Below are 24,482 nucleotides of genomic sequence, written 5' to 3'. Positions count from 1 at the left end.
ATGAATTTTCAATTAAGTGAAGAGCATGAAATGATTAGAAAAATGGTAAGAGATTTTGCTCAAAACGAAGTGGCGCCGACTGCTGCTAGTCGTGATGAAGAGGAACGCTTTGACCGCAATATATTCAATAAAATGGCTGAGCTAGGATTAACAGGTATTCCTTGGCCAGAGGAATATGGTGGTATTGGGAGTGATTATTTAGCATACTGTATAGCGGTGGAAGAACTGTCACGTGTATGTGCATCTACAGGTGTAACTTTATCTGCACATACATCTCTAGCAGGATGGCCGATTTATAAATTTGGTTCAGAGGAACAAAAACAAAAATATTTAAAGCCGATGGCACAAGGTGAAAAAATAGGTGCTTATGGTCTAACAGAACCAGGTAGCGGATCTGATGCTGGCGGCATGAAAACAACGGCGAGATTAGAGGGCAATCATTACATTCTTAATGGCTCAAAAATTTTCATCACAAATGGTGGTGAAGCAGAAATCTATGTTGTATTTGCTTTAACTGATCCTTCAAATAAACATAAAGGAACAACGGCCTTTATAGTCGAGTCTAATTATGAAGGATTCTCTGTCGGTAAAAAAGAGAAAAAGTTAGGTATTCGTTCTTCTCCTACAACTGAAATCATTTTCGAAGAGTGCAAAGTACCAGTTGAAAATGTGCTCGGTGAAGTCGGTGAGGGCTTTAAGATTGCGATGATGACGTTAGATGGTGGTCGCAATGGTATTGCTGCACAAGCTGTTGGAATTGCACAAGGTGCGTTAGATGCGGCAACTGCTTATGCAAAAGAGCGTGTTCAATTCGGCAAACCGATTGCGACTCAGCAAGGAATTGGTTTTAAGTTAGCAGATATGGCAACAAGTGTGGAAGCAGCTAGACTATTGACCTATCAAGCAGCTTGGTTGGAATCTGCCGGATTACCTTATGGAAAAGAATCAGCTATGTCTAAACTTTTTGCTGGCGATGCAGCGATGAAGGTGACAACGGATGCTGTACAAGTATTTGGTGGCTATGGTTATACAAAGGATTATCCTGTCGAGCGTTACATGAGAGACGCAAAGATTACACAAATTTATGAGGGTACTCAAGAAATTCAAAGATTAGTCATTTCAAGAATGGTTACGAAATAACAAATAAAGAAATGGGGCTCCGATTATGTTTTGGTACGTATTTAGATCGTTGCCCCGCATTAAATGATTCTTCTCGTAGATCCATTAAGTAAAGAGAGGTTTATACAGTCATCAACATGGATGGAGGGTATAAAAGGACGGTAGATAATCATGTCAAAGAGAGAAGTACAGGCCTCTGTCAAAGATGAAAAGCTTGTAAAAAAAAGAAGAGATCAAATGATCAAAGGAGCGGTGAACTTATTCATCGAAAAAGGGTTCCACCGAACGACGACAAGAGAGATTGCGAAAGCTTCTGGATTTAGTATTGGTACATTATATGAATATATCGGAACAAAAGAAGATGTACTATATCTTGTCTGTGACAGTATTTATGATAAGGTTCGAGAGCATCTACAAAAGGGGCTAGACACAAAAAAGGGAACGATTGATAGCTTGAGACAAGGGATAGCAGATTATTTCCGAGTCGTTGATGGCATGCAGGATGAAGTGCTAGTAATGTATCAGGAAGTAAAGTCTTTATCGAAAGACGCGTTACCTTATGTTTTAGAAAAAGAAATTGAAATGGTGGCAATGTTTGAGAAAGTAATCGTTCTTTGCATAGAAAATGGAGAGCTTTCATTACCTGAGACAAAGGTCAAGATGATCGCTCATAATATTTTTGTCCAAGGACAAATGTGGGCGTTTAGGCGTTGGTCATTACAAAGAATGTTTACGATTGAGGAATATATTGAACTACAAACAGATTTACTTTTTCAAGCAATACATGCAGAGAAACGAGAATAGGTTACCTGTAAAGATAACTGAAAATAAAATATTTTCACAACTAAGTTTGCCTTCACCGAAAGAAAGAAAAGTGATGATTAATGCTGTATGAAGAGGAGGATTTATCCATGAGTACGATAGAGGTTTATAAACCAAAGAATCATGTCCGATTTGTAACCGCTTCAAGTTTATTTGATGGTCATGATGCATCTATTAATATCATGAGGCGTATTATTCAAGCGAGCGGGGCAGAGGTCATTCATCTTGGGCATAATCGGTCAGTTGAAGAAGTAGTGAATGCCGCGATACAAGAGGATGTCCAAGGAATTGCCATGTCGTCCTATCAAGGAGGTCATGTTGAATATTTCAAGTATATGTATGACCTCTTACAAGAAAAGGGAGCCCCTCACATTCGAATCTATGGTGGCGGTGGAGGCGTGATTATCCCACGTGAAATTAGAGAATTGCACGAATATGGCATAGCAAGAATTTTTTCTCCTGAAGACGGCAGAAAGAATGGCTTGCAAGGAATGATTAATGAAATGCTACAAGAATGTGATTTTCCTACGTTTACTCAACAAGATGATAACCTGGTTAAGAAGCTTCCAGAAGGCAATGTGAACTCGATAGCAAGGTTAATTACAATCGCTGAACATCACATTAGTTTAGAGAAAGAACTTGCGGTCAGTCTGGATCCCGTAATGGATAAAGTGAAGAAACTAGAGAAACAAGTCCCGGTCGTTGGTATCACTGGAACAGGGGGAGCGGGTAAAAGTTCATTAACGGATGAACTAATTAGAAGGTTTATCCATGATATCCCTGATAAGAAAGTAGCTATTCTTTCAGTTGATCCGACAAAACAAAAAACAGGTGGGGCATTACTCGGAGATCGGATAAGAATGAATGCGATTTTTCATCCGAGAGTCTATATGCGAAGCCTGGCAACGAGAAAAGCGAGAAGTGAATTGTCACTGGCCATTAAGGATGCGATTTCAGTAGTAAAAGCTGCTGGTTTTGATTTAGTTATTGTCGAAACAAGTGGTATCGGTCAAGGGGATGCAGGTATCACGGATATTTGTGATGTCTCTATGTATGTGATGACTAGTGAATTTGGCGCTCCTTCACAGTTAGAAAAGATTGATATGATTGATTATGCTGATTTAATTGTTATCAATAAATTTGAACGTAAAGGGTCGGAAGATGCGAAAAGACAAGTGCAAAAGCAATATCAGCGCAGTCACATGCTATTTGAAAAAGAACTTGATGACATGCCTGTCTTCGGTACGATTGCCAGCCAATTTAATGACCCGGGCACGAATGCCGTATTTGCTAATCTCGTTGAAATCATAAATAAACAAGCGGGTTTAAATTGGGTAACCACTTACGAGAAAACGGCTGATGTAGAAAAACAAAATGTCATCATTCCGAATGATCAACGTTACTATTTAAGAGAAGTTTCTGATACGGTACGCACCTATCATAAAAAAGCCGAAGAACAAGCGGATTTAGCAAGAAAGCTTTTTCAGCTAGAGGGTGCAATGACCATGTTATCTGAAGAAAAAGATACAAGTGCGCACAGTGCCCTGCAAATGTTAAAAGATAAGACATATGAACAATTAACGATTGAATCTAAGAAGATATTAGAAGGTTGGGAACAGTTAAGAGAGCAGTACAAAGGCGATAGGTTTGTCACAAAAATAAGAGATAAAGAGATAGTAACCATTCTGCGGACGAAGAGCTTATCTGGCTTAGAGATCCCGAAAGTAGCTCTACCGAGTTATAAAGATTACGGGGAAATTATCAAGTGGGTTTATAAAGAAAATGTACCAGGCTCTTTCCCTTATACAGCTGGTGTTTTCCCTTTTAAACGAGAAGGAGAAGATCCGAAGAGACAATTTGCAGGTGAAGGTACACCTGAAAGAACCAACCGTCGTTTTCATTATTTATCTAAAGATGACGATGCGAAACGATTAAGTACAGCTTTTGATTCAGTTACTTTATATGGAGAAGACCCGGACTATCGCCCAGATATATATGGAAAAGTAGGAGAGAGTGGCGTAAGTATTTGTACACTTGATGATATGAAGAAGCTCTATGCGGGCTTTGATCTTTGTCACCCTACGACTTCTGTCTCTATGACAATAAATGGTCCGGCCCCTATCATCCTAGCGATGTTTATGAACACAGCCATTTCTCAGCAAGTTGAAAAGAAAGAAAAAGAACTAGGTAGGGTTCTCACAGTAGAAGAGTGTAAAGAAGTCAGAGCTTTCACTTTACAAACTGTACGCGGAACCGTTCAGGCTGATATTTTAAAAGAAGACCAAGGCCAGAATACTTGTATATTCTCCACTGAGTTTGCCTTAAGAATGATGGGAGATATTCAACAATATTTTATTGATCAAAAGGTTCGAAATTATTATTCTGTTTCAATATCTGGCTATCATATTGCCGAGGCGGGGGCGAACCCTATCTCTCAATTGGCGTTTACTTTAGCCAACGGTTTTACTTATGTGGAATATTATTTAAGTAGAGGGATGAATATCAATGACTTTGCGCCAAACCTTTCATTTTTCTTCTCGAACGGTTTAGACCCAGAATACACTGTTCTCGGTCGAGTCGCGCGACGTATATGGGCGACAGTTATGCGCGACAAATATGGTGCAAATGAGAGAAGTCAAAAATTAAAATACCACATTCAAACATCTGGTCGTTCTTTACATGCACAAGAAATAGACTTTAATGATATTCGTACAACGCTTCAAGCGTTAATGGCACTCCAAGATAATTGTAATTCTCTTCATACTAATGCATATGACGAGGCGATTACAACACCGACAGAAGAATCAGTTAGACGAGCGATGGCTATCCAAATGATAATTACAAAGGAACATGGATTGTCTAAAAATGAAAACCCTTTACAAGGTGCATTCATTATTGATGAATTAACAGATTTAGTCGAAGAACAAGTATTAGTTGAATTTGAGCGAATGAATGATCGCGGTGGCGTACTAGGTGCGATGGAGACGCAATATCAACGCGGCAAAATTCAAGATGAATCGATGTATTATGAAATGAAAAAACATACAGGAGAGCTGCCGATTATTGGTGTTAATACGTATATCAATCCAAATCCACCAGCAGATGATGCAGTTGACAGTATGGAGATTGCCAGGGCATCTAAAGAAGAAAAAGAAACACAAATACGTAATCTGCAACTTTTCCAAGAAAGAAATCAAGCAGTTGCTCAAGAAGCACTGCAACGATTAAAAGAGGTTGCAGTAAGCGGTGGGAATATTTTTGACGAACTAATGGAAACGGTTAACGTAGCAAGTTTAGGACAGATAACAAATGCATTATATGAAGTGGGCGGACAATACAGACGGAATATGTAAATTGTCATAACTGAATAATAACCCGAACCATCTAAAAATGTTAAAAGGTGAGTTCGGGTTTTTAAACGTCTAGAGAGGATATTTTATTCATTGACTTTTCCGGAATGAATAAATTGGGTACAATGGAGTAAAGTGATCGTATTCAACAAAATTTCTTGAGTAAATAAGATATACAATTGCTAACCATCATCATATAATAGTATCGGTATGGATTTTGTTTTTTAAGGTGGGTGCGAGTGTGAAGCAAATTATGATTGTTTTTGCATTCATAGTGTTTATCATATGTGCACGATATCTTTATTCAATACAACTAGGGGCCATCCCCTTCTTTTTGTTGTCTGTCTTTTTTACACTTTTAGCAATAAGATTGTATCAAAAGGAGAGACAACTCGAAGGTCAATGTAAAAAGTAGGAAAACTTATCGTTAAAGGTAGCATAAACACTAATAATTTGTTTATAATGAAGAATATGCGTTTTTTTCTTTTAAGAAGGCACCGCTGCTTGTAACCTAGAGATTGGACGAGTATGTTTAGGTTGTCTTTTTTATTTTTAGCGTTATACTATTAGGCACGAAATATTTGATTACATGTTGCTAATACATAGCTTGATATAGGGAAAGGAAGTGCTGGTCTTGAGTTTAAAAGGATACTCAAAAGAGCAATTAAAAGAAATGGCATTAATTGAAGTGGCTCATGAATTATTAAATGAAAGAAAAGAGCCTTTGGCGTTTGCTGACATTGTGAGTGAATTAAAAAACCTTTTGGATCTTAGTGAAAAAGAATTCCAAGAGAAGATTGCCCAGTTCTATACAGATTTAAATATCGAAGGGCATTTCATTGGTCTTGGAGACAATCGTTGGGGACTGCGTGCATGGTACCCTGTAGAACAGTACGAAGAGGAAGTTGTTACAGTTATTAAGCCGAAGAAGAAAAAGGCGAAAAAATCTGTAATAGATGAGGAAGAGGAAGATTTTGAAGAAGAAGACATCGATTACGATGATTTAGAGGATTACGATGATCTAGATGAAGACGACGATGTGGATGATCTTCTTGATGATGAAGACGATGACGATGAAGATATCGAAGAGGATTTCGATGAAGACGATGAGCTCATCGATGATTTAGAAGATGATGATTTAGATGAAGATGAAGACGATGAGGACAGAAAATAATAGCCTTGACTTTTTTCTTGTAGCCTTGTAGAATCATTTTTGGGCTCCTTTAAAAAGGAACGATCATAAATTGATACGCTAAAAGCGCTCCCTTACTTAAGTAAAGTAAGCGGGGCGCTTTTTATTTTTTTGAGTAAGGCTTGATAGTTGAGCATATGCTGCTTCTACCAAGTTTTTCAAATAAAAGGTCGTGCATGGGACAATTTTTTATGAAAGATAAGATTCATCTTTTTAAACAAAGGATAAATGCACAAGCTATGAATAGTTAAGGGGGAATCATTCATGACAAAATATATTTTTGTTACAGGCGGCGTTGTTTCGTCATTAGGTAAAGGAATCGTTGCAGCATCTTTAGGACGTTTGTTAAAAAATAGAGGGCTTAGCGTAACGATACAAAAGTTTGACCCGTATATCAATGTGGACCCAGGTACAATGAGTCCTTATCAACACGGTGAAGTTTATGTAACAGGAGATGGCGCAGAAACGGATTTAGACTTAGGTCACTATGAGCGTTTCGTAGACATAAACTTAACTAAATACAGCAGTGTAACAACTGGGAAGATCTACTCAACGGTTCTACGTAAAGAGCGTCGTGGAGATTATAACGGAGGAACGGTTCAAGTAATCCCTCATGTTACAAATGAAATTAAAGATAAAGTTTTCCGTGCGGGACATGAAACGAATGCAGATGTCGTTATTACTGAAATCGGTGGAACTGTCGGTGATATCGAATCATTACCATTCCTAGAGGCGATTCGCCAAATTAAGAGTGATATCGGCCGAGATAATGTTATGTATATTCATTGTACATTGGTACCGTATATTAAAGCGGCTGGAGAAATGAAAACAAAGCCGACACAACACAGTGTAAAAGAATTAAGAAGCTTAGGTATTCAACCAAATGTTGTCGTTGTCCGTACAGAAATGCCTATCTCTCAAGAAATGAAAGACAAGCTTGCACTCTTCTGTGATATTGATAAAGAAGCAGTTATTGAATGTAGAGACGCTGAAACACTTTACACTATTCCATTAGCTTTACAAGAACAAGGCTTAGATAAACGTGTATGCAAAGAAATGAAATTAGAATGTGCAGAAGCAGATATGACTGAGTGGAAACAACTTGTAGACAAAGTGCTTCACTTAACGAAGAAAACAAAAATTGCACTTGTAGGGAAATACGTTGCTCTTCAAGATGCTTATATTTCTGTTGTTGAAGCATTAAAACATGCAGGTTATGCACATGATGCAGATATTGATGTGAAATGGATCAATGCAGAGCATGTCACTAAAGAAAATGTTGCTGAACTTTTAGGGGATGTTGACGGTGTTCTTGTACCAGGTGGATTTGGGGATCGTGGGATTGAAGGAAAAATCCTAGCAACACAATATGCCCGTGAAAACAATAAACCATTCTTAGGCATTTGTCTGGGTATGCAACTAGCAACTGTTGAATTTGCTCGTAACGTCCTTGGGTTAGATGGTGCACACTCAGCGGAAATCAATCCTGAAACGAACCACCCAATCATTGACCTTTTACCTGAACAAAAAGATGTTGAAGATTTAGGTGGTACACTACGTTTAGGCCTACAAGCATGTAAACTAGAAGAAGGTACAGCTGCTTATGAAGCATACCAAGATGAAGTCGTTTACGAACGTCATCGTCACCGTTATGAATTTAATAATCACTACCGTCAAGAAATGGAAGAAAAGGGTCTTGTCTTCTCTGGTACAAGCCCAGATGGTCGACTAGTAGAAATCATTGAATTGAAAGATCACCCATGGTTCGTGGCATCTCAATTCCATCCAGAATTCACATCTAGACCAACACGTCCACAACCACTTTTCCGTGACTTTGTCGGTGCTACAATCAATATCAATGAATAAATTGTTATAAGGAGGAGATTTCCGGATCTCTTCCTTTTTTTGTGTAAAATCAAGAATTCAAAAGGGTAAAAATAAAAGTTGGTATTTTTATTACAATCAATCTTCATGAAGCTAGCTTCTGTAAGTGGTATGACGTTACTCAGAAGGAAAAACCAAAGGTGAGCGCTTCGCAAAAGGGGTTTGCAAGCCACTCAGAGAGAAAACCAAAGGTGAGCGCTTCGCAAAAGGGATTTGCAAGTCACTCAGAGAGAAAACCAAAGGTGAGCGCTTCGCAAAAGGGGTTTGCAAGTCACTCAGAGAGAAAACCAAAGGTGAGCGCTTCGCAAAAGGGGTTTGCAAGCCACTCAGAGAGAAAACCAAAGGTGAGCGCTCCGCAAAAGGGGTTTGCAAGTCACTCAGAGAGAAAACCAAAGGAGAACGCTTCGCAAAAGGGGTTTGCAAGTCACTCAGAGAGAAAACCAAAGGAGAGCGCTTCGCAAAAGGGGTTTGCAAGCCACTCAGAGAGAAAACCAAAGGTGAGCGCTTCGCAAAAGGGATTTGCAAGTCACTCAGAGAGAAAACCAAAGGTGAGCGCTTTACAAAAGAGGCCCGCATGTCGTTCAGAAAGAGAAAGAAACATGTATCAGTGTATATCGTAAATTTGTCACTAAAAATGTATGAACGAAACAAAAAAGTTCACAGTAAATAATTTAGAATCGCTTCACACTTGCAAAGAAAAGTAATATTCGTTTAAAGAGACAATAAAACAAACACTAATCATTTATTTCAAAGCCGTTGTGTAGTTAAGAATATATGCGCCCGATAAATAAGCCCTTCTATAACATATAAAAAAAGCAAGGAACCCCGTCAAAACGGAATCCCTCGCCTCATATAAATACACATTTTAATAATCTGCTAATATCTCGTCTAACGTAAATTTAATTCCATGATAGATAAATAATGCTCCAATTGCAGATGGATAACCAACTCGTTCCCCGCTTTCATTTGGAACAAGTCCTTGCTTCAGTTGTAAGTCGAAATGTACATCGGAATAGGAGGCTAATTGTTCCGTGCTATCAGATGGAAGGGCACTTATTGTTGCAAATGGTATGAATTGATTACTCAAATGTTGTGCTAATAGGAGTGCTTCCTGGTCATCACTCTCTCTAGTGATAATGAGAAAACGGTCACTAGCTGAGATATCGTCAAATGATGCAGAAGAATCCCAGACTTTTGCGTTTGCCAGTGCGTCTACTCCCTCAGTTGCTTCGATACCGACAGCGTGCATCTCCTGTTTTCCGTAAATATATATATGGCCCTCACCGACACTCGCTTGAGCTAAAATTCGAGCAGCATCTTCTATTGATTCTTCATGACTGTCTTGCCATTTTTTAAATAAGCCGAATAATTGTGTAGAAAAAATCTTTAACATTAATAATTCCTCCTGTACTTCTCCCAATATTATCATTATATTGAAATAAGACGAAATCACAAAATAATCAGGCTGCACACTTTGGTATTTAGTGCGACAGTATTTGATTGATACACAACGAAAAGAGAACCATCAACTTGTCGAAATATAGCAATTAACGGCGATGACTCATTCTAGTTATTTTCCTAACAAATGCAGGAAAAAAACACTTAGGGTCGAATTTAAAAACATTAAGTATTCTTGATTAAACGAGAATGGGGTGTATTATGAAAGGGAAAATATTGATTGTCGATGATCAGTTTGGTATAAGGATTCTATTAAATGAAGTTTTACAGAAGGAGGGCTATGAAACGTACCAAGCAGCAAACGGAATTCAAGCCCTTGATATTGTAGCGAAGCATGACCCAGACTTAGTATTATTAGATATGAAGATCCCAGGTATGGATGGGATTGAAATTCTAAAGAGAATGAGAGAAGGGCATCATGATATAAGAGTCATCATTATGACTGCTTATGGAGAATTAGATATGATTCAAGAGGCAAAAGATTTAGGTGCTTTAACACATTTTGCTAAACCATTCGACATAGATGACATTCGGGCGGCGGTCAAGAAATATTTACCAGTACCTAAATAAGGTTATACAATTATGCCTTTTTTAATTAATAGTACATCTTATTTATGAAAAGTTATAACCTAATCATAGATTTTCTCTGCACATTTTGGTATGATACAAATGGAATTTATATGTTCATTTCATTTTTTCCGTTTGATGGAGAGCTATTAGGGTACATAAACATGTAGCTGGAAGGAAATCCTTTAAAAGGAATGACTGAAGTGAATAAGACAAGGAGGATTTTTACATATGCCTTTAGTTTCTATGACTGAAATGTTGAAAAAAGCAAATGCAGAGGGCTATGCAGTTGGTCAATTCAACTTAAATAATTTAGAGTTTACACAAGCAATTTTACAAGCAGCTGAGGAAGAAAAATCACCTGTAATTCTTGGTGTTTCTGAGGGTGCAGGTCGTTATATGGGTGGATTTAAAACGGTTGTTAAAATGGTAGAAGGTCTAATGGAAGACTATAATATTACTGTTCCAGTAGCCATTCATCTTGATCATGGTTCAAGTTATGATAAATGTAAAGAAGCAATCGATGCTGGGTTTACTTCTGTTATGATTGATGCTTCTCACGATCCATTTGAGCAAAATATCGAAATCACTTCTAAAGTAGTAGAATATGCGCATTCAAAAGGCGTATCTGTTGAGGCTGAGCTTGGCACTGTTGGTGGACAAGAAGATGACGTTGTTGCAGATGGCGTTATTTATGCAGATGCAAAAGAATGTGAAGAATTAGTTCAGAGAACAGGGATTGACTGCTTAGCGCCTGCTCTTGGGTCTGTCCATGGACCATACAAAGGTGAGCCTAACTTAGGGTTTACAGAAATGGAAGAAATTCGAGGATTAACAGGTGTGCCACTTGTATTGCATGGTGGAACAGGTATCCCAACAAAAGATATTCAAAGAGCAATTTCTCTAGGAACAGCAAAAATTAACGTAAATACAGAGAACCAAATTGCATCTGCGAAAAAAGTACGTGAAGTCCTTGCAGCAGATGAAAAAATGTACGATCCACGTAAATATTTAGGGCCTGCTCGGGAAGCGATTAAAGCAACAGTAATTGGCAAAATGCGCGAGTTTGGTTCTGCTAACAAGGCATAAAATAGAAAAGAAGCCGTTGTTCATTCAACGGTTTCTTAAGCTTATTTAAAGCAACTTCTCAATTCAATCCCTCTTGACTCTCGGAAAACTCATTAGTCAACAATTTCCATCGGTGAATGAATCCATGATGCAAATGTTTCCTTAAAAATTTACATATTCATAACAATTCGAAACAACAACTACATTTCCAATTGTTATGGTGTAAAATAGAAGAAGGAAGATGCATCTAAATGCCTATCATATGTGAGCTTTTTAAAAATTGTTAGACATGTTAACATAAAGATGCTTATTTTTTCAATAGATAGACAACAATGGTAATGTAGATTACACCTGTGTTTTTTTAAAAATGCGGGTTTGTTTTATGACTGATAGAGCAAAGATTCCACATAGGACAAGCTTATTCTTATAGAGCATCCTCTATAAAGGGGTTGCGTTAACGGCTTAGAAGGGAGTTCAAAATGGAAAAGCTTATGATTGCAGGCGGATACCCATTAAAAGGAACAGTGAGAATTAGCGGCGCGAAGAATAGTGCAGTTGCTTTAATACCGGCAACAATACTGGCAGATTCGCCTGTAACAATAGAAGGTTTACCAGATATTTCGGATGTGCAAATCTTAAAAGGTTTACTAGAGGAAATCGGTGGTGAAGTAACATTCGCTGATGGAGATATGCAGGTTGATCCTTCTGCAATGATCTCGATGCCTATGCCTAATGGCAAGGTGAAAAAGCTTCGTGCTTCTTATTATTTAATGGGGGCCATGCTTGGACGATTTAATAAAGCAGTCATTGGACTTCCGGGTGGTTGTCATTTAGGACCGAGACCGATTGATCAGCATATTAAGGGTTTTGAGGCACTTGGCGCAAGTGTAACAAATGAACAAGGCGCGATTTATTTACGTGCAGATGAACTAAGAGGTGCACGTATTTATTTAGATGTCGTCAGTGTTGGTGCAACCATTAATATTATGCTCGCTGCTGTAAAGGCAAAGGGTCGTACGGTTATAGAAAATGCGGCTAAAGAACCTGAAATTATTGATGTTGCTACATTGCTGAATAATATGGGTGCAAAGATAAAAGGCGCGGGTACTGATGTAATCCGTATTGATGGTGTAGATCAGCTCCATGGATGCCAGCATACAATTATTCCTGACCGTATTGAAGCTGGGACTTATATGGTGCTTGCTGCAGCTTCTGGAGAGGGCGTTTTAATTGATAATGTTATTCCCCATCATCTTGAATCATTAACGGCAAAGTTAAGAGAAATGGGTGTGCAAATTGAAGCGGGTGATGATCAAATTTTTGTCGGTCCCGCTGAAAAAATGAAGGCAGTAGATATTAAGACACTTGTATATCCTGGTTTTCCAACTGATCTCCAGCAACCATTAACGGCATTGTTAACGAATGCAGAAGGAACAAGCATGGTAACTGATACGATATATGGGGCTAGATTTAAGCATATTGATGAATTGAGAAGAATGAATGCCAATATTAAAGTGGAAGGTCGTTCGGCTATTATTAACGGCCCTATGAAATTGCAAGGTGCCAAAGTAAAGGCAAGTGATTTACGTGCTGGAGCAGCGCTAGTCATCGCAGGCCTTATGGCTGAAGGGGTAACAGAGGTTACTGGCGTTGATCACATTGATAGAGGTTATAGTCATTTAGTTGAAAAACTCAATGGTTTAGGAGCAACGATTTGGAGAGAAAAGCTAACTGATCAAGAAATTGAACAAATGAATAATGCTTAATGATGAATTGACAATGTTATAAATGTACATCTAGATTCCGCATCGATTTCAGTACATACTGAGACGAAGTGAATATTGGGGAGGAAGTAAAAATGGAAAGAAGTTTATCAATGGAGTTGGTTCGTGTTACAGAAGGTGCAGCACTAGCATCTGCTCGTTGGATGGGCCGTGGATTAAAAGATGAAGCAGATGGTGCAGCAACTGAAGCAATGAGAGATATCTTTAATACAGTTCCTATGCAAGGTAGAGTAGTGATTGGTGAAGGTGAAATGGATGAAGCACCAATGCTATATATTGGCGAAGAGCTTGGAACAGGTTCTGGCCCTCAAGTTGATATTGCAGTCGATCCTGTCGAAGGTACAAGTATTGTTGCCTCTGGTGGTTGGAATGCGCTTGCGGTTCTGGCAGTGGCAGATCGAGGTAACTTACTATATGCACCAGATATGTATATGGATAAAATTGCCGTTGGACCTGAGGCGGTTGGGCAAATCGATATCAATGCTCCAGTGATTGATAACTTGAGAGCTGTTGCGAAAGCAAAAAACAAAGATATTGAGGACGTTGTTGCAACTGTACTTAATCGTGATCGCCACCAACATATTATTGAACAATTGCGTGACGCTGGCGCTAGAATTAAGCTAATTAATGAAGGCGATGTAGCAGGAGCCATTAATACGGCGTTCGATCATACAGGCGTAGATATTTTATTTGGAGCAGGTGGTGCCCCTGAAGGTGTTGTTGCAGCTGTAGCATTGAAATGTCTTGGTGGTGAATTGCAAGGTAAACTGCTTCCCCAAAACGATGCGGAACTAGAAAGATGTATTAAAATGGGATTAGATGTTAACAAAGTATTATTGATGGAAGACCTAGTTAAAGGTGATGACGCAATCTTTGCTGCGACAGGTATTACGGATGGAGAACTTTTGAAAGGCGTTCAATTTAAAGGATCTTACGGTTCGACGTCTTCAGTCGTTATGCGTGCTAAATCGGGCACAGTAAGGTTTATTGATGGTCGTCATAGCTTGAAGAAAAAACCTAATCTTGTAATTAAATAATTGATGATAGACCTAAGAAGTGCATCCTTGCATTTCTTAGGTTAAATTAAAATAGAAAGAATCCTTCCAAATATCCTACTATAAAATGTAGTTGCCTAACATAGAGGTTAGGGGTAAAATAAAAGATATTTTCAAAGGAAGACCAATCATTCCTCTATTACAAGGAGAGTTGACTAAATCAAACTCTTCGTTTACTTCAGGAAGCCTCAAACATACTTTCCTTTCCAACCATATTCGAATATATAATGAATCTTATTTTTTTAGCATATGGGGGAAATAATCGAAAAATCTAAAGAGTGGTGTAGAAATGGGACTAAATATTTCAAGTCTAGAGAATATGAAATTGAAAGAACTTTATGAACATGCAAGAGAATATAAAGTTTCTTATTATAGTAAATTATCAAAGAAAGAACTTATTTTTGCGATATTAAAAGCGAGAGCGGAACAAGAAGGATACTTCTTTATGGAAGGTGTTCTAGAAATCATTCAATCAGAAGGTTTCGGTTTCTTAAGGCCGATTAACTATTCGCCAAGTTCAGAGGATATTTATATCTCTGCATCGCAAATTCGTCGCTTTGATTTAAGAAATGGTGACAAAGTTTCTGGTAAAGTTCGTCCGCCGAAAGAAAATGAACGTTATTTTGGTTTGCTACAAGTGGAAGCGGTTAACGGAGATGATCCAGAGACATCAAAGGAACGTGTTCATTTCCCAGGTTTAACGCCTCTATATCCTGATCGTCATATGAATTTAGAGACAAAAACAAGACATATTTCCACTAGAATTATGGACTTAATTTCACCAGTTGGTTTTGGACAACGTGGCTTAATCGTCGCTCCTCCAAAAGCAGGGAAAACGATGTTGTTAAAAGAAATTGCCAACAGTATTACAACGAATCATCCTGAAGCAGAGCTTATCGTATTACTTATTGATGAAAGACCGGAAGAAGTAACAGATATTGAACGCTCTGTTGCTGGTGATGTTGTTAGTTCAACATTTGACGAAGTGCCGGAAAATCATATTAAAGTGGCAGAGCTCGTATTAGAGAGAGCGATGCGTCTAGTTGAGCATAAGCGCGATGTTGTCATCTTAATGGATAGTATTACACGTTTAGCTAGAGCTTATAACTTGGTCATTCCTCCAAGTGGTCGTACGTTATCAGGCGGTATTGACCCAGCCGCATTCCACCGTCCGAAAAGGTTTTTCGGTGCCGCAAGAAATATTGAGGAAGGCGGAAGCTTAACTATCTTAGCTACTGCTCTGGTTGATACGGGATCACGTATGGATGATGTGATTTATGAAGAGTTTAAAGGAACGGGGAATATGGAGTTACATCTTGATCGTTCGCTTGCTGAAAGACGAATTTTCCCTGCAATTGATATTAGACGATCTGGCACCCGTAAGGAAGAATTGTTGATTCCTAAGGATCATCTTGATAAACTATGGGCAATCCGTAAATCAATGACTGATTCTCCTGATTTTGCGGAAAAACTCATGAGAAAATTAAAGCAAACGAAATCGAATGAGGATTTCTTTGCCTTATTGAGTGAAGAGATGAAAGCAAAGCGCTCTCATTAGGTTTGGAATCAAATGGTAAAGCTCATTCGTAATCGATGATTGCAAATTAAGCTCGACCTTGTTATAATGATTCCAGTGCGTTTCTAAGATTACGGTGAATCCGTAACTATATAACTCTGTTTCAGAATGATTCAGGGCGGAAGGAGATGAAAAGAATGAAAGCAGGAATTCATCCTAACTATAAAACAGCAATGGTGAAATGTGCATGCGGTAACGAATTCGAAACGGGTTCTGTACAAGAAGAAATCCGTGTAGAAACTTGCTCAGAATGCCACCCATTCTATACTGGACGTCAAAAATTCGCTGAAGCTGGCGGACGTGTTGACCGTTTCAATAAAAAATACGGCATCAAACAGAAGTAATTTAAATAACAATCAAAGCAGGCAAGTCATGATACTTGCCTGTTTTTTCATGAATGTCGAAAAATAGTGGTGCACACCACCACTATTTTTCGGCATTTAACATAAGAATGTTTCTTTTGTGAGACCTTAACAGTAAGGACTGTAATAGGTGTTTATAGATAGATTAGATTGTTGCGGAAGGAGAGACCTTTCATGTATGTTATCAATCATCATGGATGGGTTGAGGTAATTTGCGGGAGTATGTTCTCTGGTAAGTCAGAGGAGCTTATTCGCAGAGTAAGGAGGGCACAATTTGCCAAACAGCAAATTGCTGTATTCAAGCCTCAAATCGATAAACGTTATAGTGAAGAATCAGTTGTTTCTCATAATGGGGCATCGTTTATTGCTCAACCTGTAGCCTGCTCAGAGGATATTTTGTCATTTGTTACGTCTGATACAGAAGTCGTAGCTATTGATGAAGTTCAGTTTTTTGATAATCAAATCATTGAAGTTGTGGAGATGCTTGCGGGAAACGGTCATCGTGTCATTGTGGCTGGGTTAGACGTTGATTTTCGTGGTGAGCCTTTTGGTCCAATGCCAGATTTAATGGCTACTGCTGAGTTAGTGACAAAACTACAAGCCGTTTGTGCTGTTTGTGGATCACCTGCTAGTCGAACACAGCGTTTAATTGATGGTAAACCGGCATCATATACAGACCCCACTATTCTTGTGGGCGCATCTGAATCGTATGAACCTCGGTGCCGTGAACATCATGAAGTGATTGGCAAACCAAAAAGTATTAAAAATCACACGGAAATGATGAAGTAACACATTTTTGATTGGAGACGCTAACTTTGGCGTCTTTTTTGGAACGAAAAACTCCTTGTCATACATTTTTTTACATAGGAAAAATTGCTTGCTGAAATTTTAAAATGAATGGGCATTTTATTTAGTAGGGGGTGCCATTCATTCATGAAAAAAACCATTACAGGTGTTTTGTTAATCAGTCTACTAACTGGTTGTTCTTATAATTACGGTGCAAATGCTGATAAAACTTATGATATCAACAAACATACCGAAACCGTTAGAATAAGCAGCCCTTCTGGTCATCGTTCCGAAGATGTTCAGGAATGGTCAATGTATGAACAAAATCCCAACTTATTAAATACCAATGGCGATAAAAAATCTGACCGTAGCGATATTAATCAAGCAAGATCAACGATTAATAAGCTTACTGATTATGAACCAGGTGGTATATGGATTGACGGGGAATATATGCATGTAACTGTGTATACGAATAAAGACTTTTCCTCAAAAGCGGAACGTGAAAAAGCTGAGGAAAGTTTGCAAAAAAAATTAGTTGGTGCGGTGCCGACCTATTATATAAATGTGAAAATTAGAGAAGATCATACAGAATAAAGAGACGGTGAATTAAACCGTCTCTTCTACCTTTTTCTTTTTGAATCCCTTTTGAGGTAAATTGGATACATAACTATGAAGTGCCATGCCGAGTATTACTAAACTGATCCCAACCGTAGCAGTGGCAGAAGGAAGAGGAGCAGATAAAATGATCACTTCACCAATCATTGCGAAAAGCACTTCAAAGGACTGTGTTGCCTCCACAGCTCCAAGTTTTTGCATGTTGCCTTGAACGAGATCGGTGGCAGCAAAGAATAGTACTGTTGCAAAAACACCGGAAAATAAGGCTACTAACCCCGATTGATAAACTTGACTCATCGATGGCATGCCAGCTGTTTGTAAACCAATAAATGCAAGTAAGAGCCAAAAGGGAAGGCTAGCTATTGTCATACCAAGCACTCTTTGATAAGGATCTAAGCGCTTGTTTGTTAAGGCCATCATTTTTCGATTCCCTAGAGGGTAAGCAAACGATGCAATAAGAATGGCTAAGGTGCAAATAAATGTATCTTTCACCGATACAACAGAGGCATGGTCCCATTGGATAACAAATACGCCAACTAAAATAATGAGACTCATGAGTAGTCCTCTAAAAGGAATTTGCCCTTTTATGCGAATGACTCCTTTAGAAGTCTGGCGCATTTCATAAAATAATGGGGCAAGTAGACTGCCAGAAATAATTGTGATTTGCCAGGTGGCAGCAATTAGCCAGCCGGGACCATAGGCAGCAGCAAAACATATAGGGGCATAAAATAGCCCAAATCCAATTGTGCTCCATAGTATCCATTTTCCAGGGGCTTTTTTCATTTCAATCATAAGTGCACGTAAGCTCTTACGGTATAAAACAATGATAAGTAAAAGTGGGATCATAAAGAAGTAACGGAGCGATGCACTCCAATACCAGCTTCCTCCATTCATTTCCATAGCTGCATTTAAAACAAATGTAAAAGCAAAAAAGAATGCGGAGAGTATTCCAATCATAATGGCTTTCATGTGCTGCACCTCATTTTTAAGTAGATAACTTTACTATAGTAAACGATGAAAGATTCATCAATCGAATAACAGAAATTTCTAAAATAATCTAAAGTGGTTTTGACTGAACAAGGCGGCTATACTATAATTAGAATGTTATACGTTGGAAATGAAACTGCATACTGATAGCAGTGATAAGATAGATGCATGTTAATAATGAATTAGAGGTGAATAACCGTGTTTGATCGTCTTCAATCTGTAGAGGAACGCTATGAACGTCTTAATGAATTGCTTAGTGATCCAGAAATAGTAAATGATCCAAAAAAATTACGTGAGTATTCAAAAGAACAGTCTGATATCCAAGAAACAGTGGATACATATCGTGAATATAAAGAAATACATGAACAATATACAGACGCAAAGGCCATGTTGGAAGAGAAACTAGATGTTGAAATGCGTGATATGGTGAAAGAAGAGATTTCTGAATTAGAGGAAAAAGTGGAGCAATTAGAAGAAAAATTAAAAATCCTTCTCATTCCAAAGGACCCTAATGATGACAAAAACGTTATCGTAGAAGTTCGTGGTGCAGCTGGTGGAGATGAAGCTGCACTGTTTGCGGGTGATTTGTACCGTATGTATAGTCGCTATGCTGAAGTCCAAGGTTGGAAAATTGACGTCATTGAAGCAAGTAGTACAGGGGTCGGTGGCTATAAAGAAATTATCTTCATGGTAAACGGCAACGGTGCTTACTCTAAATTAAAATATGAGAATGGTGCGCATCGCGTGCAACGTGTACCGGAAACAGAATCAGGCGGTCGCATTCATACGTCTACGGCAACAGTAGCGGTGTTACCTGAAGCAGAAGAAGTGGAAATTGAGCTTCATGATAAGGATATCCGTGTGGATACTTTTGCTTCTAGTGGACCGGGTGGACAAAGTGTTAATACGACTATGTCCGCAGTAAGACTTACCCACCTTCCTACGGGAACTGTCGTTTCTTGTCAGGATGAAAAGTCGCAAATTAAGAACAAAGAAAAAGCGATGAAAGTTTTGCGTGCACGTGTATACGATAAATTCCAACGAGAGGCACAAGCTGAATACGATCAGCAGCGTAAATCAGCTGTAGGTACAGGGGATCGTTCTGAACGTATCCGTACGTATAATTTCCCACAAAACCGTGTAACTGATCACCGAATTGGTTTAACTATCCAAAAGTTAGACCAGATCCTACACGGTAAGATTGATGAAATTATTGATGCTCTTATTTTAGAAGAGCAATCGGCTAAACTAGAAAGTGCGACTAATGAGTAATCGCAGAGTATTCGAAGCCCTTAACTGGGCTTCTTCTTTTTTAGAAGAAAATCAACGGGAAGCATATGCTGCTGAAATTTTACTAAGACATTATATGAAGATGAGTCGAGCTGAATTCTTAACAAGATTACGTGAAGAACTTCCTGAGGAGATCGATCAACTTTTTTCAAAGGCGATACTCACTCATATTGCTGGTGAGCCTATTCAGTATATTATGGGCTATGAGGAGTTTTATGGTAGAAAATTTATGGTGAATAAGGAAGTTCTAATTCCTAGGCCAGAAACAGAGGAGTTAGTCCTTGCTACGCTTGAGCGTATTCGTGCACGTTGGCAAGACGATACAGGATTAAAAGTGGCCGATGTTGGTACAGGTAGCGGTGCAATCGCTATTACTCTGAAACGAGAAAACCCTCAGCTTGATTGTTTTGGAACTGATCTATATCCTGCAAGTTTAGAAGTAGCTAAGGGTAATGGGGCTTATTTAGACGCAGACATAAATTGGATAGTAGGGGACTTGCTGCAGCCTTTTATCAACTCTGGAGTAAAATTAGATGTAGTTATCTCCAATCCCCCTTATATTCCAACTGCAGATCGTTCGTGGATGTCAGAGATTGTAACTGAACATGAGCCTAATCGTGCCTTGTTTGCTGGAGAGGATGGTTTAGACATCTATCGCCGTTTAGTAAATGAATTACCACATGTACTAAACGAACAAGCACTTGTTGGATTTGAAGTAGGTGCAGGGCAAGGGGAATTGGTCGCAAACTTATTAAAAGGTGCCCTCCCACAAGCACAGGTCGAAGTCGTCTTTGACATCAACGGGAAAGATCGAATGGTTTTCGCTGAAATAAGTGACTAATGTGAAGAGAGTTTATATCATTAGGAACTAAGTGAAATGTTAAATGGTGTCTGTGTAAAAACCACCGCTCTCTGTAAGGAAATAGGAACAGAGCGCGGTGGAAAAAGAAAAATGACGGCACTTGGTGAAACGTCCAAGAGTAAGACCGTTGCAAAATGAACGGTCCTAGGTAAAAAAGCCAACAGCGGTACAAATGTAAAAACCCCCCAAAGATATTTTCTGCAAGCTTCTCCCATTATAAAAGAAAAAAGACCCGCCATGGACATATGTATGGATTATTAACATAGTAACGCTTGATACATGTTAACTTAATCCGTTTACCATCTAAATGGGGTCTATCTTTCCTTCTTATTTTATAATTTTTTAATTTTAATAGTTTAAGATGTTCTCTTTCTGACCACACTGTGGATAGTGAAGGGATGGTGCAGGAAGATGAAAACGAAATCGATTGTGAACTTATATATCTTAATTTTATCATTAGGTACTTTATTTAGTTTATATATTCCGCAAACAGAGGTAGTGGCTGATGAATCACTAGTCATTCCTAACGAAGCAATCCGTTTAAGAATTCTAGCGAATAGCGATATGGAGAAAGATCAAAAGATTAAACGTGCGGTGAGAGACGAAGTAAATGCAAATATAACTGAGTGGGTATCTGATTTAACCTCTTTAGAAGAAGCAAGAGCATTGATTCAATCAAAATTACCAGAAATCCAAAAAATAGCCGAACGAGTTGTAGCAGAAGCGGGCTCTAAACAAACAGTTAAGACGGAGTTTGATAAAGTAGATTTTCCGACGAAACTTTATGGCCAGTTTTTATACCCTGCTGGTGAGTATGAAGCGATTCTAATTACGCTTGGTGATGGAGACGGTGCGAACTGGTGGTGTGTTTTATTTCCACCATTATGCTTTCTTGATTTTTCAAATGGTGTGGCTGTGAGCGAAGGGTTTAGTGATGAAGAACAGCAAGAGGAAGAATTAGTAGTGGAAGAAGAGAATGTAGAGGAAGAAATGACCGAAAAAGAAGAAGACCCTGTTTATGCAGGTGAACAAGATGAAGAAGAAGTGGAAGTAAAATTCTTTTTAGCAGAGATATGGGATAAGCTATTCGGATAATATTTTAACTCTAGCAAATTTTTAGTTCTATCAATTTCAATTAACTCATATTCATAGACTATAAAATGAGTAGAGGGTGAAGTGAATGAAAACAAGTATTGTAAGAGTTGCACAGAAGCAAGATGAAAACGAGCTCATGAAATTTTTAACAGAAGCGTCAGTTCGATCGGAAGGTGTGGCGGACTTAATTGATTACTTTTTAATTATGGAAGATGAAGAGGGAGAAATAAAAGCGACAATTGGCATCGAACCTTACGAAACGGTTGGTTTGTTACGCTCGCTTGTTATGAAGTCAGAAACAACCGTGCAGACAGATTTATTGTATTTATTGCAACAAATTTTTCTATTAGCAAAAGAAAAAGGGTTATCCACAGTATATTTAGGATCAAATCGCAAAAGTACACTACAATTATTTTTATTAATGGGTTTTCAACAAGTGGATAAATCGGAATTGCCAACATTTTTAGTAGAAAAAGAACATATTAAAAATGTCCAATCTGTGGATAACTCTTTCTTTTTGAAATATTCACTCGAATAATGTGGATATATCCACAAAGTTATACACAAAAACGATGTGTTTATTCACAATTTGTGGATAATACCTTGAGTTATCACCTTGCTTCTTTTATACTGTCTTAGATGATAGACTGAAAATAGGGGGATTTCTCCTATTTAGAATGAAAGATATTGAAGGTGGATAACAATGAAAACAATTAGATGGTCAGTGGATAATAATGTGGATAATTTGAATAGTTACCCACAAATTGTCCAAGCCTCTGATTTACTTAAAGAAAATGAGGTTGTTGCTTTTCCAACTGAAACCGTATATGGGTTAGGTGGGAATGCAAAAAGTGACGGTGCCGTAGAGAAAATTTTTGCTGCCAAAGGAAGGCCGGCAGATAATCCCTTAATTATTCATATAGCAAAGAGAATGCAACTGCAGGAACTGGCTGAAGAGATTCCATTAAAGGCAGAGCAATTGATGGATGCCTTTTGGCCAGGACCATTAACGATTATTCTTAAGAAAAAAAGGGGTAGCCTTTCTGATTTAGCAACAGCAGGATTACAAACCGTTGGCTTCCGTATGCCGGATCATCCTGTAGCGTTAGCCATTCTTGCCCAAACGGAATTACCAATAGCTGCTCCAAGTGCAAATAGCTCGGGAAGACCGAGTCCAACAACAGCGGATCACGTGTGGGAAGATTTAGAAGGAAAAATTGCTGGTGTGGTAGACGGAGGAGCTACTGGCGTTGGTGTGGAGTCAACCGTTATTGATTGCACAGAAGAGATACCTGTTATTTTACGGCCGGGTGGTGTGACCAAGGAACAGATGATTGCGGTGATAGGTGAAGTAAAATTAGATCCCGCGCTACATAATCAACAAGCCAAACCAAAATCGCCTGGTATGAAATATACACATTACGCACCAGATGCACCATTAACATTAGTCGATGCAACTCCGATGCAGTTGCAACAATTGATCAATGAAAAAAGGGCAGAAGGACTGCGAGTAGGTGTACTGACAACAGATGAAAATAAAGATTTCTATGAAACGGATGTTGTCCTTTCTATGGGTGCGCGGGAAGCGCTAGATACGGTGGCTGCAGGTTTATACTATGCCTTGAGAGCATTTAATCATGAGAATGTCGATATCATTTTAGGTGAGGTTTTCCCATATGAAGGTGTCGGTGTGGCGATTATGAATCGCTTAGAAAAAGCTGCAGGCCATCGGCGCATTCAATTATAAGTAGATTTAAAGATGAGTGTTTCAGGACCTGAACGAAAATTGTTCAGGTTCTGATTTGTTATCCCTTGTTACCTTAAAAACTAAAACAGAAGCTCAAATGTTGGTTACTAAGATTTTTTCAATGATTCCTATAGCGTGCTATTTCATTAGAAATCCGGTAAGTTGTGTGGGTAAAATGATCATATTCCGATTGTATTACTTATTAGCGGAGCATTTTTATTTTGTGCGACTAAAAAAGGTGAACCGTCCTTGATAAGTCGCGAAAAGAGGAAAATCGAGACTAAAAAAGGAGAACCGTCTAAGATAAGTCGTGAAAAGAGGAAATACGCGACTAAAAAAGCAGTGAAACTTTTTATAAGTCGCAAAAAGGCAAGAATCGCGACTGAAAAAGGAGAACCAACTAAGATAAGTCGTGAAAAGGTCAAATACGCGACTAAAAAAGCAGTGAAACTCTTTATAAGTCGCAAAAAGGCAAGAATCGCGACTAAAAAAGGAGAGCCGACTATGATCAGTCGCGAAAAGGTCAAATACGCGACTAAAAAAGCAGTGAAACTCTTTGTAAGTCGCAAAAAGGCAAGAAACGCGACTAAAAAAGGAGAACCGTCTATGATCAGTCGCGAAAAGGTCAAATACGCGACTAAAAAAGCAGTGAAACTCTTTATAAGTCGCAAAAAGGCAAGAAACGCGACTAAAAAAGGAGAACCAACTAAGATAAGTCGTGAAAAGAGCAAAAGCCCTACTAAAAAAGAAATCTCATGCCAAATCATGCGCGAAATGCCTACTAAAAATGATTCACCCTGCAAATAATTTACATTTCATCATCTATAAACAACGTTTGTTTCCTTCTTTACTACAAGATATCC

General features: G+C 38.5%; 22 protein-coding genes. 20 read left to right on the top strand and 2 right to left on the bottom strand.

Annotation, left to right across the window (positions count from 1 at the left end):
• The 6 genes from LCM23_RS09785 to LCM23_RS09760 all read left to right on the top strand — a co-directional run bounded on the left by LCM23_RS09785 (position 1) and on the right by LCM23_RS09760 (position 8,987).
• Positions 1 to 1,140, top strand: coding sequence for an acyl-CoA dehydrogenase (locus LCM23_RS09785; protein ID WP_224936779.1), 1,140 nt, complete (start codon positions 1 to 3; stop codon positions 1,138 to 1,140).
• Between the two features lie 150 nt (positions 1,141 to 1,290).
• Positions 1,291 to 1,923: a TetR/AcrR family transcriptional regulator gene (locus LCM23_RS09780; RefSeq protein ID WP_224936778.1), complete on the top strand. Its 633-nt coding sequence runs from the start codon at positions 1,291 to 1,293 to the stop codon at positions 1,921 to 1,923.
• Between the two features lie 107 nt (positions 1,924 to 2,030).
• The gene (icmF, locus tag LCM23_RS09775; protein WP_224936777.1) at positions 2,031 to 5,294 is read left to right on the top strand and encodes a fused isobutyryl-CoA mutase/GTPase IcmF; all 3,264 of its coding nucleotides are present in this window, start codon (positions 2,031 to 2,033) and stop codon (positions 5,292 to 5,294) included.
• A 631-nt stretch (positions 5,295 to 5,925) separates the two neighbouring features.
• On the top strand, positions 5,926 to 6,465 hold the full coding sequence (rpoE, locus tag LCM23_RS09770; protein ID WP_224936776.1) for a DNA-directed RNA polymerase subunit delta: 540 nt from the start codon (positions 5,926 to 5,928) through the stop codon (positions 6,463 to 6,465).
• 282 nt (positions 6,466 to 6,747) lie between these two features.
• Positions 6,748 to 8,349 carry a CTP synthase gene (locus tag LCM23_RS09765; protein ID WP_224936775.1) on the top strand — a complete coding sequence of 534 codons (1,602 nt, stop codon included), beginning with the start codon at positions 6,748 to 6,750 and terminating at the stop codon, positions 8,347 to 8,349.
• A 158-nt stretch (positions 8,350 to 8,507) separates the two neighbouring features.
• Positions 8,508 to 8,987 (top strand): hypothetical protein, encoded by a 480-nt coding sequence (locus LCM23_RS09760; protein ID WP_224936774.1) that lies wholly within the window; start codon positions 8,508 to 8,510, stop codon positions 8,985 to 8,987.
• A gap of 245 nt (positions 8,988 to 9,232) precedes the next feature.
• On the opposite strand, the gene LCM23_RS09755 is transcribed toward LCM23_RS09760, so the two are convergent.
• Positions 9,233 to 9,760, bottom strand: coding sequence for a DUF2529 domain-containing protein (locus LCM23_RS09755; protein WP_224936773.1), 528 nt, complete (start codon positions 9,758 to 9,760; stop codon positions 9,233 to 9,235).
• Positions 9,761 to 10,026: 266 nt separating this feature from the next.
• Here LCM23_RS09755 and LCM23_RS09750 point away from each other — a divergent pair, with 266 nt between their 5' ends.
• The 8 genes from LCM23_RS09750 to LCM23_RS09715 all read left to right on the top strand — a co-directional run bounded on the left by LCM23_RS09750 (position 10,027) and on the right by LCM23_RS09715 (position 17,617).
• Positions 10,027 to 10,395 carry a response regulator gene (locus LCM23_RS09750; RefSeq protein WP_095371562.1) on the top strand — a complete coding sequence of 123 codons (369 nt, stop codon included), beginning with the start codon at positions 10,027 to 10,029 and terminating at the stop codon, positions 10,393 to 10,395.
• 228 nt (positions 10,396 to 10,623) lie between these two features.
• Complete coding sequence (locus LCM23_RS09745) at positions 10,624 to 11,481, top strand: class II fructose-bisphosphate aldolase (RefSeq protein ID WP_095371563.1); 858 nt, start codon at positions 10,624 to 10,626, stop codon at positions 11,479 to 11,481.
• 458 nt (positions 11,482 to 11,939) lie between these two features.
• Positions 11,940 to 13,226 carry a UDP-N-acetylglucosamine 1-carboxyvinyltransferase gene (locus LCM23_RS09740; RefSeq protein WP_095371564.1) on the top strand — a complete coding sequence of 429 codons (1,287 nt, stop codon included), beginning with the start codon at positions 11,940 to 11,942 and terminating at the stop codon, positions 13,224 to 13,226.
• A gap of 92 nt (positions 13,227 to 13,318) precedes the next feature.
• Entirely contained in the window at positions 13,319 to 14,281 is a 963-nt protein-coding gene (glpX, locus tag LCM23_RS09735) for a class II fructose-bisphosphatase (protein ID WP_095371565.1), read from the top strand.
• Positions 14,282 to 14,588: 307 nt separating this feature from the next.
• A complete protein-coding gene (gene rho, locus LCM23_RS09730; protein WP_095371566.1) occupies positions 14,589 to 15,857 on the top strand; it encodes a transcription termination factor Rho in 1,269 nt (422 codons plus the stop codon).
• Positions 15,858 to 16,012: 155 nt separating this feature from the next.
• A complete protein-coding gene (gene rpmE / locus LCM23_RS09725) occupies positions 16,013 to 16,219 on the top strand; it encodes a 50S ribosomal protein L31 (RefSeq protein ID WP_095371567.1) in 207 nt (68 codons plus the stop codon).
• Between the two features lie 192 nt (positions 16,220 to 16,411).
• Positions 16,412 to 17,026, top strand: coding sequence for a thymidine kinase (locus LCM23_RS09720; RefSeq protein ID WP_095371568.1), 615 nt, complete (start codon positions 16,412 to 16,414; stop codon positions 17,024 to 17,026).
• A gap of 144 nt (positions 17,027 to 17,170) precedes the next feature.
• Positions 17,171 to 17,617 (top strand): hypothetical protein, encoded by a 447-nt coding sequence (locus LCM23_RS09715; RefSeq protein ID WP_224936772.1) that lies wholly within the window; start codon positions 17,171 to 17,173, stop codon positions 17,615 to 17,617.
• Between the two features lie 12 nt (positions 17,618 to 17,629).
• Here LCM23_RS09715 and LCM23_RS09710 read toward each other — a convergent pair whose 3' ends face one another.
• Positions 17,630 to 18,607: a DMT family transporter gene (locus LCM23_RS09710; protein ID WP_224936771.1), complete on the bottom strand. Its 978-nt coding sequence runs from the start codon at positions 18,605 to 18,607 to the stop codon at positions 17,630 to 17,632.
• Between the two features lie 216 nt (positions 18,608 to 18,823).
• Here LCM23_RS09710 and prfA point away from each other — a divergent pair, with 216 nt between their 5' ends.
• From prfA to LCM23_RS09680, 6 genes are all read left to right on the top strand, one after another.
• On the top strand, positions 18,824 to 19,897 hold the full coding sequence (gene prfA, locus LCM23_RS09705) for a peptide chain release factor 1 (protein WP_224936770.1): 1,074 nt from the start codon (positions 18,824 to 18,826) through the stop codon (positions 19,895 to 19,897).
• Positions 19,890 to 20,756 (top strand): peptide chain release factor N(5)-glutamine methyltransferase, encoded by an 867-nt coding sequence (gene prmC, locus LCM23_RS09700; RefSeq protein WP_224936769.1) that lies wholly within the window; start codon positions 19,890 to 19,892, stop codon positions 20,754 to 20,756. The genes prfA and prmC overlap by 8 nt, the downstream gene beginning before the upstream one ends.
• Positions 20,757 to 21,188: 432 nt before the next feature.
• Entirely contained in the window at positions 21,189 to 21,872 is a 684-nt protein-coding gene (gene spoIIR, locus LCM23_RS09695; RefSeq protein ID WP_224936768.1) for a stage II sporulation protein R, read from the top strand.
• A gap of 85 nt (positions 21,873 to 21,957) precedes the next feature.
• Positions 21,958 to 22,410, top strand: a complete 453-nt coding sequence (locus tag LCM23_RS09690) for a GNAT family N-acetyltransferase (RefSeq protein ID WP_224936767.1) — start codon at positions 21,958 to 21,960, stop codon at positions 22,408 to 22,410.
• A gap of 165 nt (positions 22,411 to 22,575) precedes the next feature.
• The gene (locus tag LCM23_RS09685) at positions 22,576 to 23,619 is read left to right on the top strand and encodes an L-threonylcarbamoyladenylate synthase (protein WP_224936766.1); all 1,044 of its coding nucleotides are present in this window, start codon (positions 22,576 to 22,578) and stop codon (positions 23,617 to 23,619) included.
• A 249-nt stretch (positions 23,620 to 23,868) separates the two neighbouring features.
• The gene (locus LCM23_RS09680) at positions 23,869 to 24,426 is read left to right on the top strand and encodes a hypothetical protein (protein ID WP_224936765.1); all 558 of its coding nucleotides are present in this window, start codon (positions 23,869 to 23,871) and stop codon (positions 24,424 to 24,426) included.
• The last annotated feature ends 56 nt before the right edge of the window (positions 24,427 to 24,482 follow it).

This window comes from Cytobacillus kochii, assembly GCF_020171845.1.
Lineage (GTDB): Bacteria > Bacillota > Bacilli > Bacillales > Cytobacillaceae > Cytobacillus > Cytobacillus kochii.
Note: the sequence above shows the minus strand (reverse complement) of the source record. Positions and strands in the feature narration are given on the sequence as shown.

What these genes read in the sequence shown, in the direction of transcription:
- LCM23_RS09755 (WP_224936773.1), bottom strand. Translation starts at nt 9,760, where the DNA reads ATGTTAAAGATTTTTTCTACACAATTATTCGGCTTATTTAAAAAATGG.
- LCM23_RS09750 (WP_095371562.1), top strand. Translation starts at nt 10,027, where the DNA reads ATGAAAGGGAAAATATTGATTGTCGATGATCAGTTTGGTATAAGGATT.
- LCM23_RS09720 (WP_095371568.1), top strand. Translation starts at nt 16,412, where the DNA reads ATGTATGTTATCAATCATCATGGATGGGTTGAGGTAATTTGCGGGAGT.
- LCM23_RS09740 (WP_095371564.1), top strand. Translation starts at nt 11,940, where the DNA reads ATGGAAAAGCTTATGATTGCAGGCGGATACCCATTAAAAGGAACAGTG.
- rho (WP_095371566.1), top strand. Translation starts at nt 14,589, where the DNA reads ATGGGACTAAATATTTCAAGTCTAGAGAATATGAAATTGAAAGAACTT.
- LCM23_RS09780 (WP_224936778.1), top strand. Translation starts at nt 1,291, where the DNA reads ATGTCAAAGAGAGAAGTACAGGCCTCTGTCAAAGATGAAAAGCTTGTA.
- LCM23_RS09785 (WP_224936779.1), top strand. Translation starts at nt 1, where the DNA reads ATGAATTTTCAATTAAGTGAAGAGCATGAAATGATTAGAAAAATGGTA.
- LCM23_RS09715 (WP_224936772.1), top strand. Translation starts at nt 17,171, where the DNA reads ATGAAAAAAACCATTACAGGTGTTTTGTTAATCAGTCTACTAACTGGT.
- icmF (WP_224936777.1), top strand. Translation starts at nt 2,031, where the DNA reads ATGAGTACGATAGAGGTTTATAAACCAAAGAATCATGTCCGATTTGTA.
- glpX (WP_095371565.1), top strand. Translation starts at nt 13,319, where the DNA reads ATGGAAAGAAGTTTATCAATGGAGTTGGTTCGTGTTACAGAAGGTGCA.
- rpmE (WP_095371567.1), top strand. Translation starts at nt 16,013, where the DNA reads ATGAAAGCAGGAATTCATCCTAACTATAAAACAGCAATGGTGAAATGT.
- spoIIR (WP_224936768.1), top strand. Translation starts at nt 21,189, where the DNA reads ATGAAAACGAAATCGATTGTGAACTTATATATCTTAATTTTATCATTA.
- LCM23_RS09765 (WP_224936775.1), top strand. Translation starts at nt 6,748, where the DNA reads ATGACAAAATATATTTTTGTTACAGGCGGCGTTGTTTCGTCATTAGGT.
- LCM23_RS09690 (WP_224936767.1), top strand. Translation starts at nt 21,958, where the DNA reads ATGAAAACAAGTATTGTAAGAGTTGCACAGAAGCAAGATGAAAACGAG.
- LCM23_RS09710 (WP_224936771.1), bottom strand. Translation starts at nt 18,607, where the DNA reads ATGAAAGCCATTATGATTGGAATACTCTCCGCATTCTTTTTTGCTTTT.
- prmC (WP_224936769.1), top strand. Translation starts at nt 19,890, where the DNA reads ATGAGTAATCGCAGAGTATTCGAAGCCCTTAACTGGGCTTCTTCTTTT.
- LCM23_RS09685 (WP_224936766.1), top strand. Translation starts at nt 22,576, where the DNA reads ATGAAAACAATTAGATGGTCAGTGGATAATAATGTGGATAATTTGAAT.
- LCM23_RS09745 (WP_095371563.1), top strand. Translation starts at nt 10,624, where the DNA reads ATGCCTTTAGTTTCTATGACTGAAATGTTGAAAAAAGCAAATGCAGAG.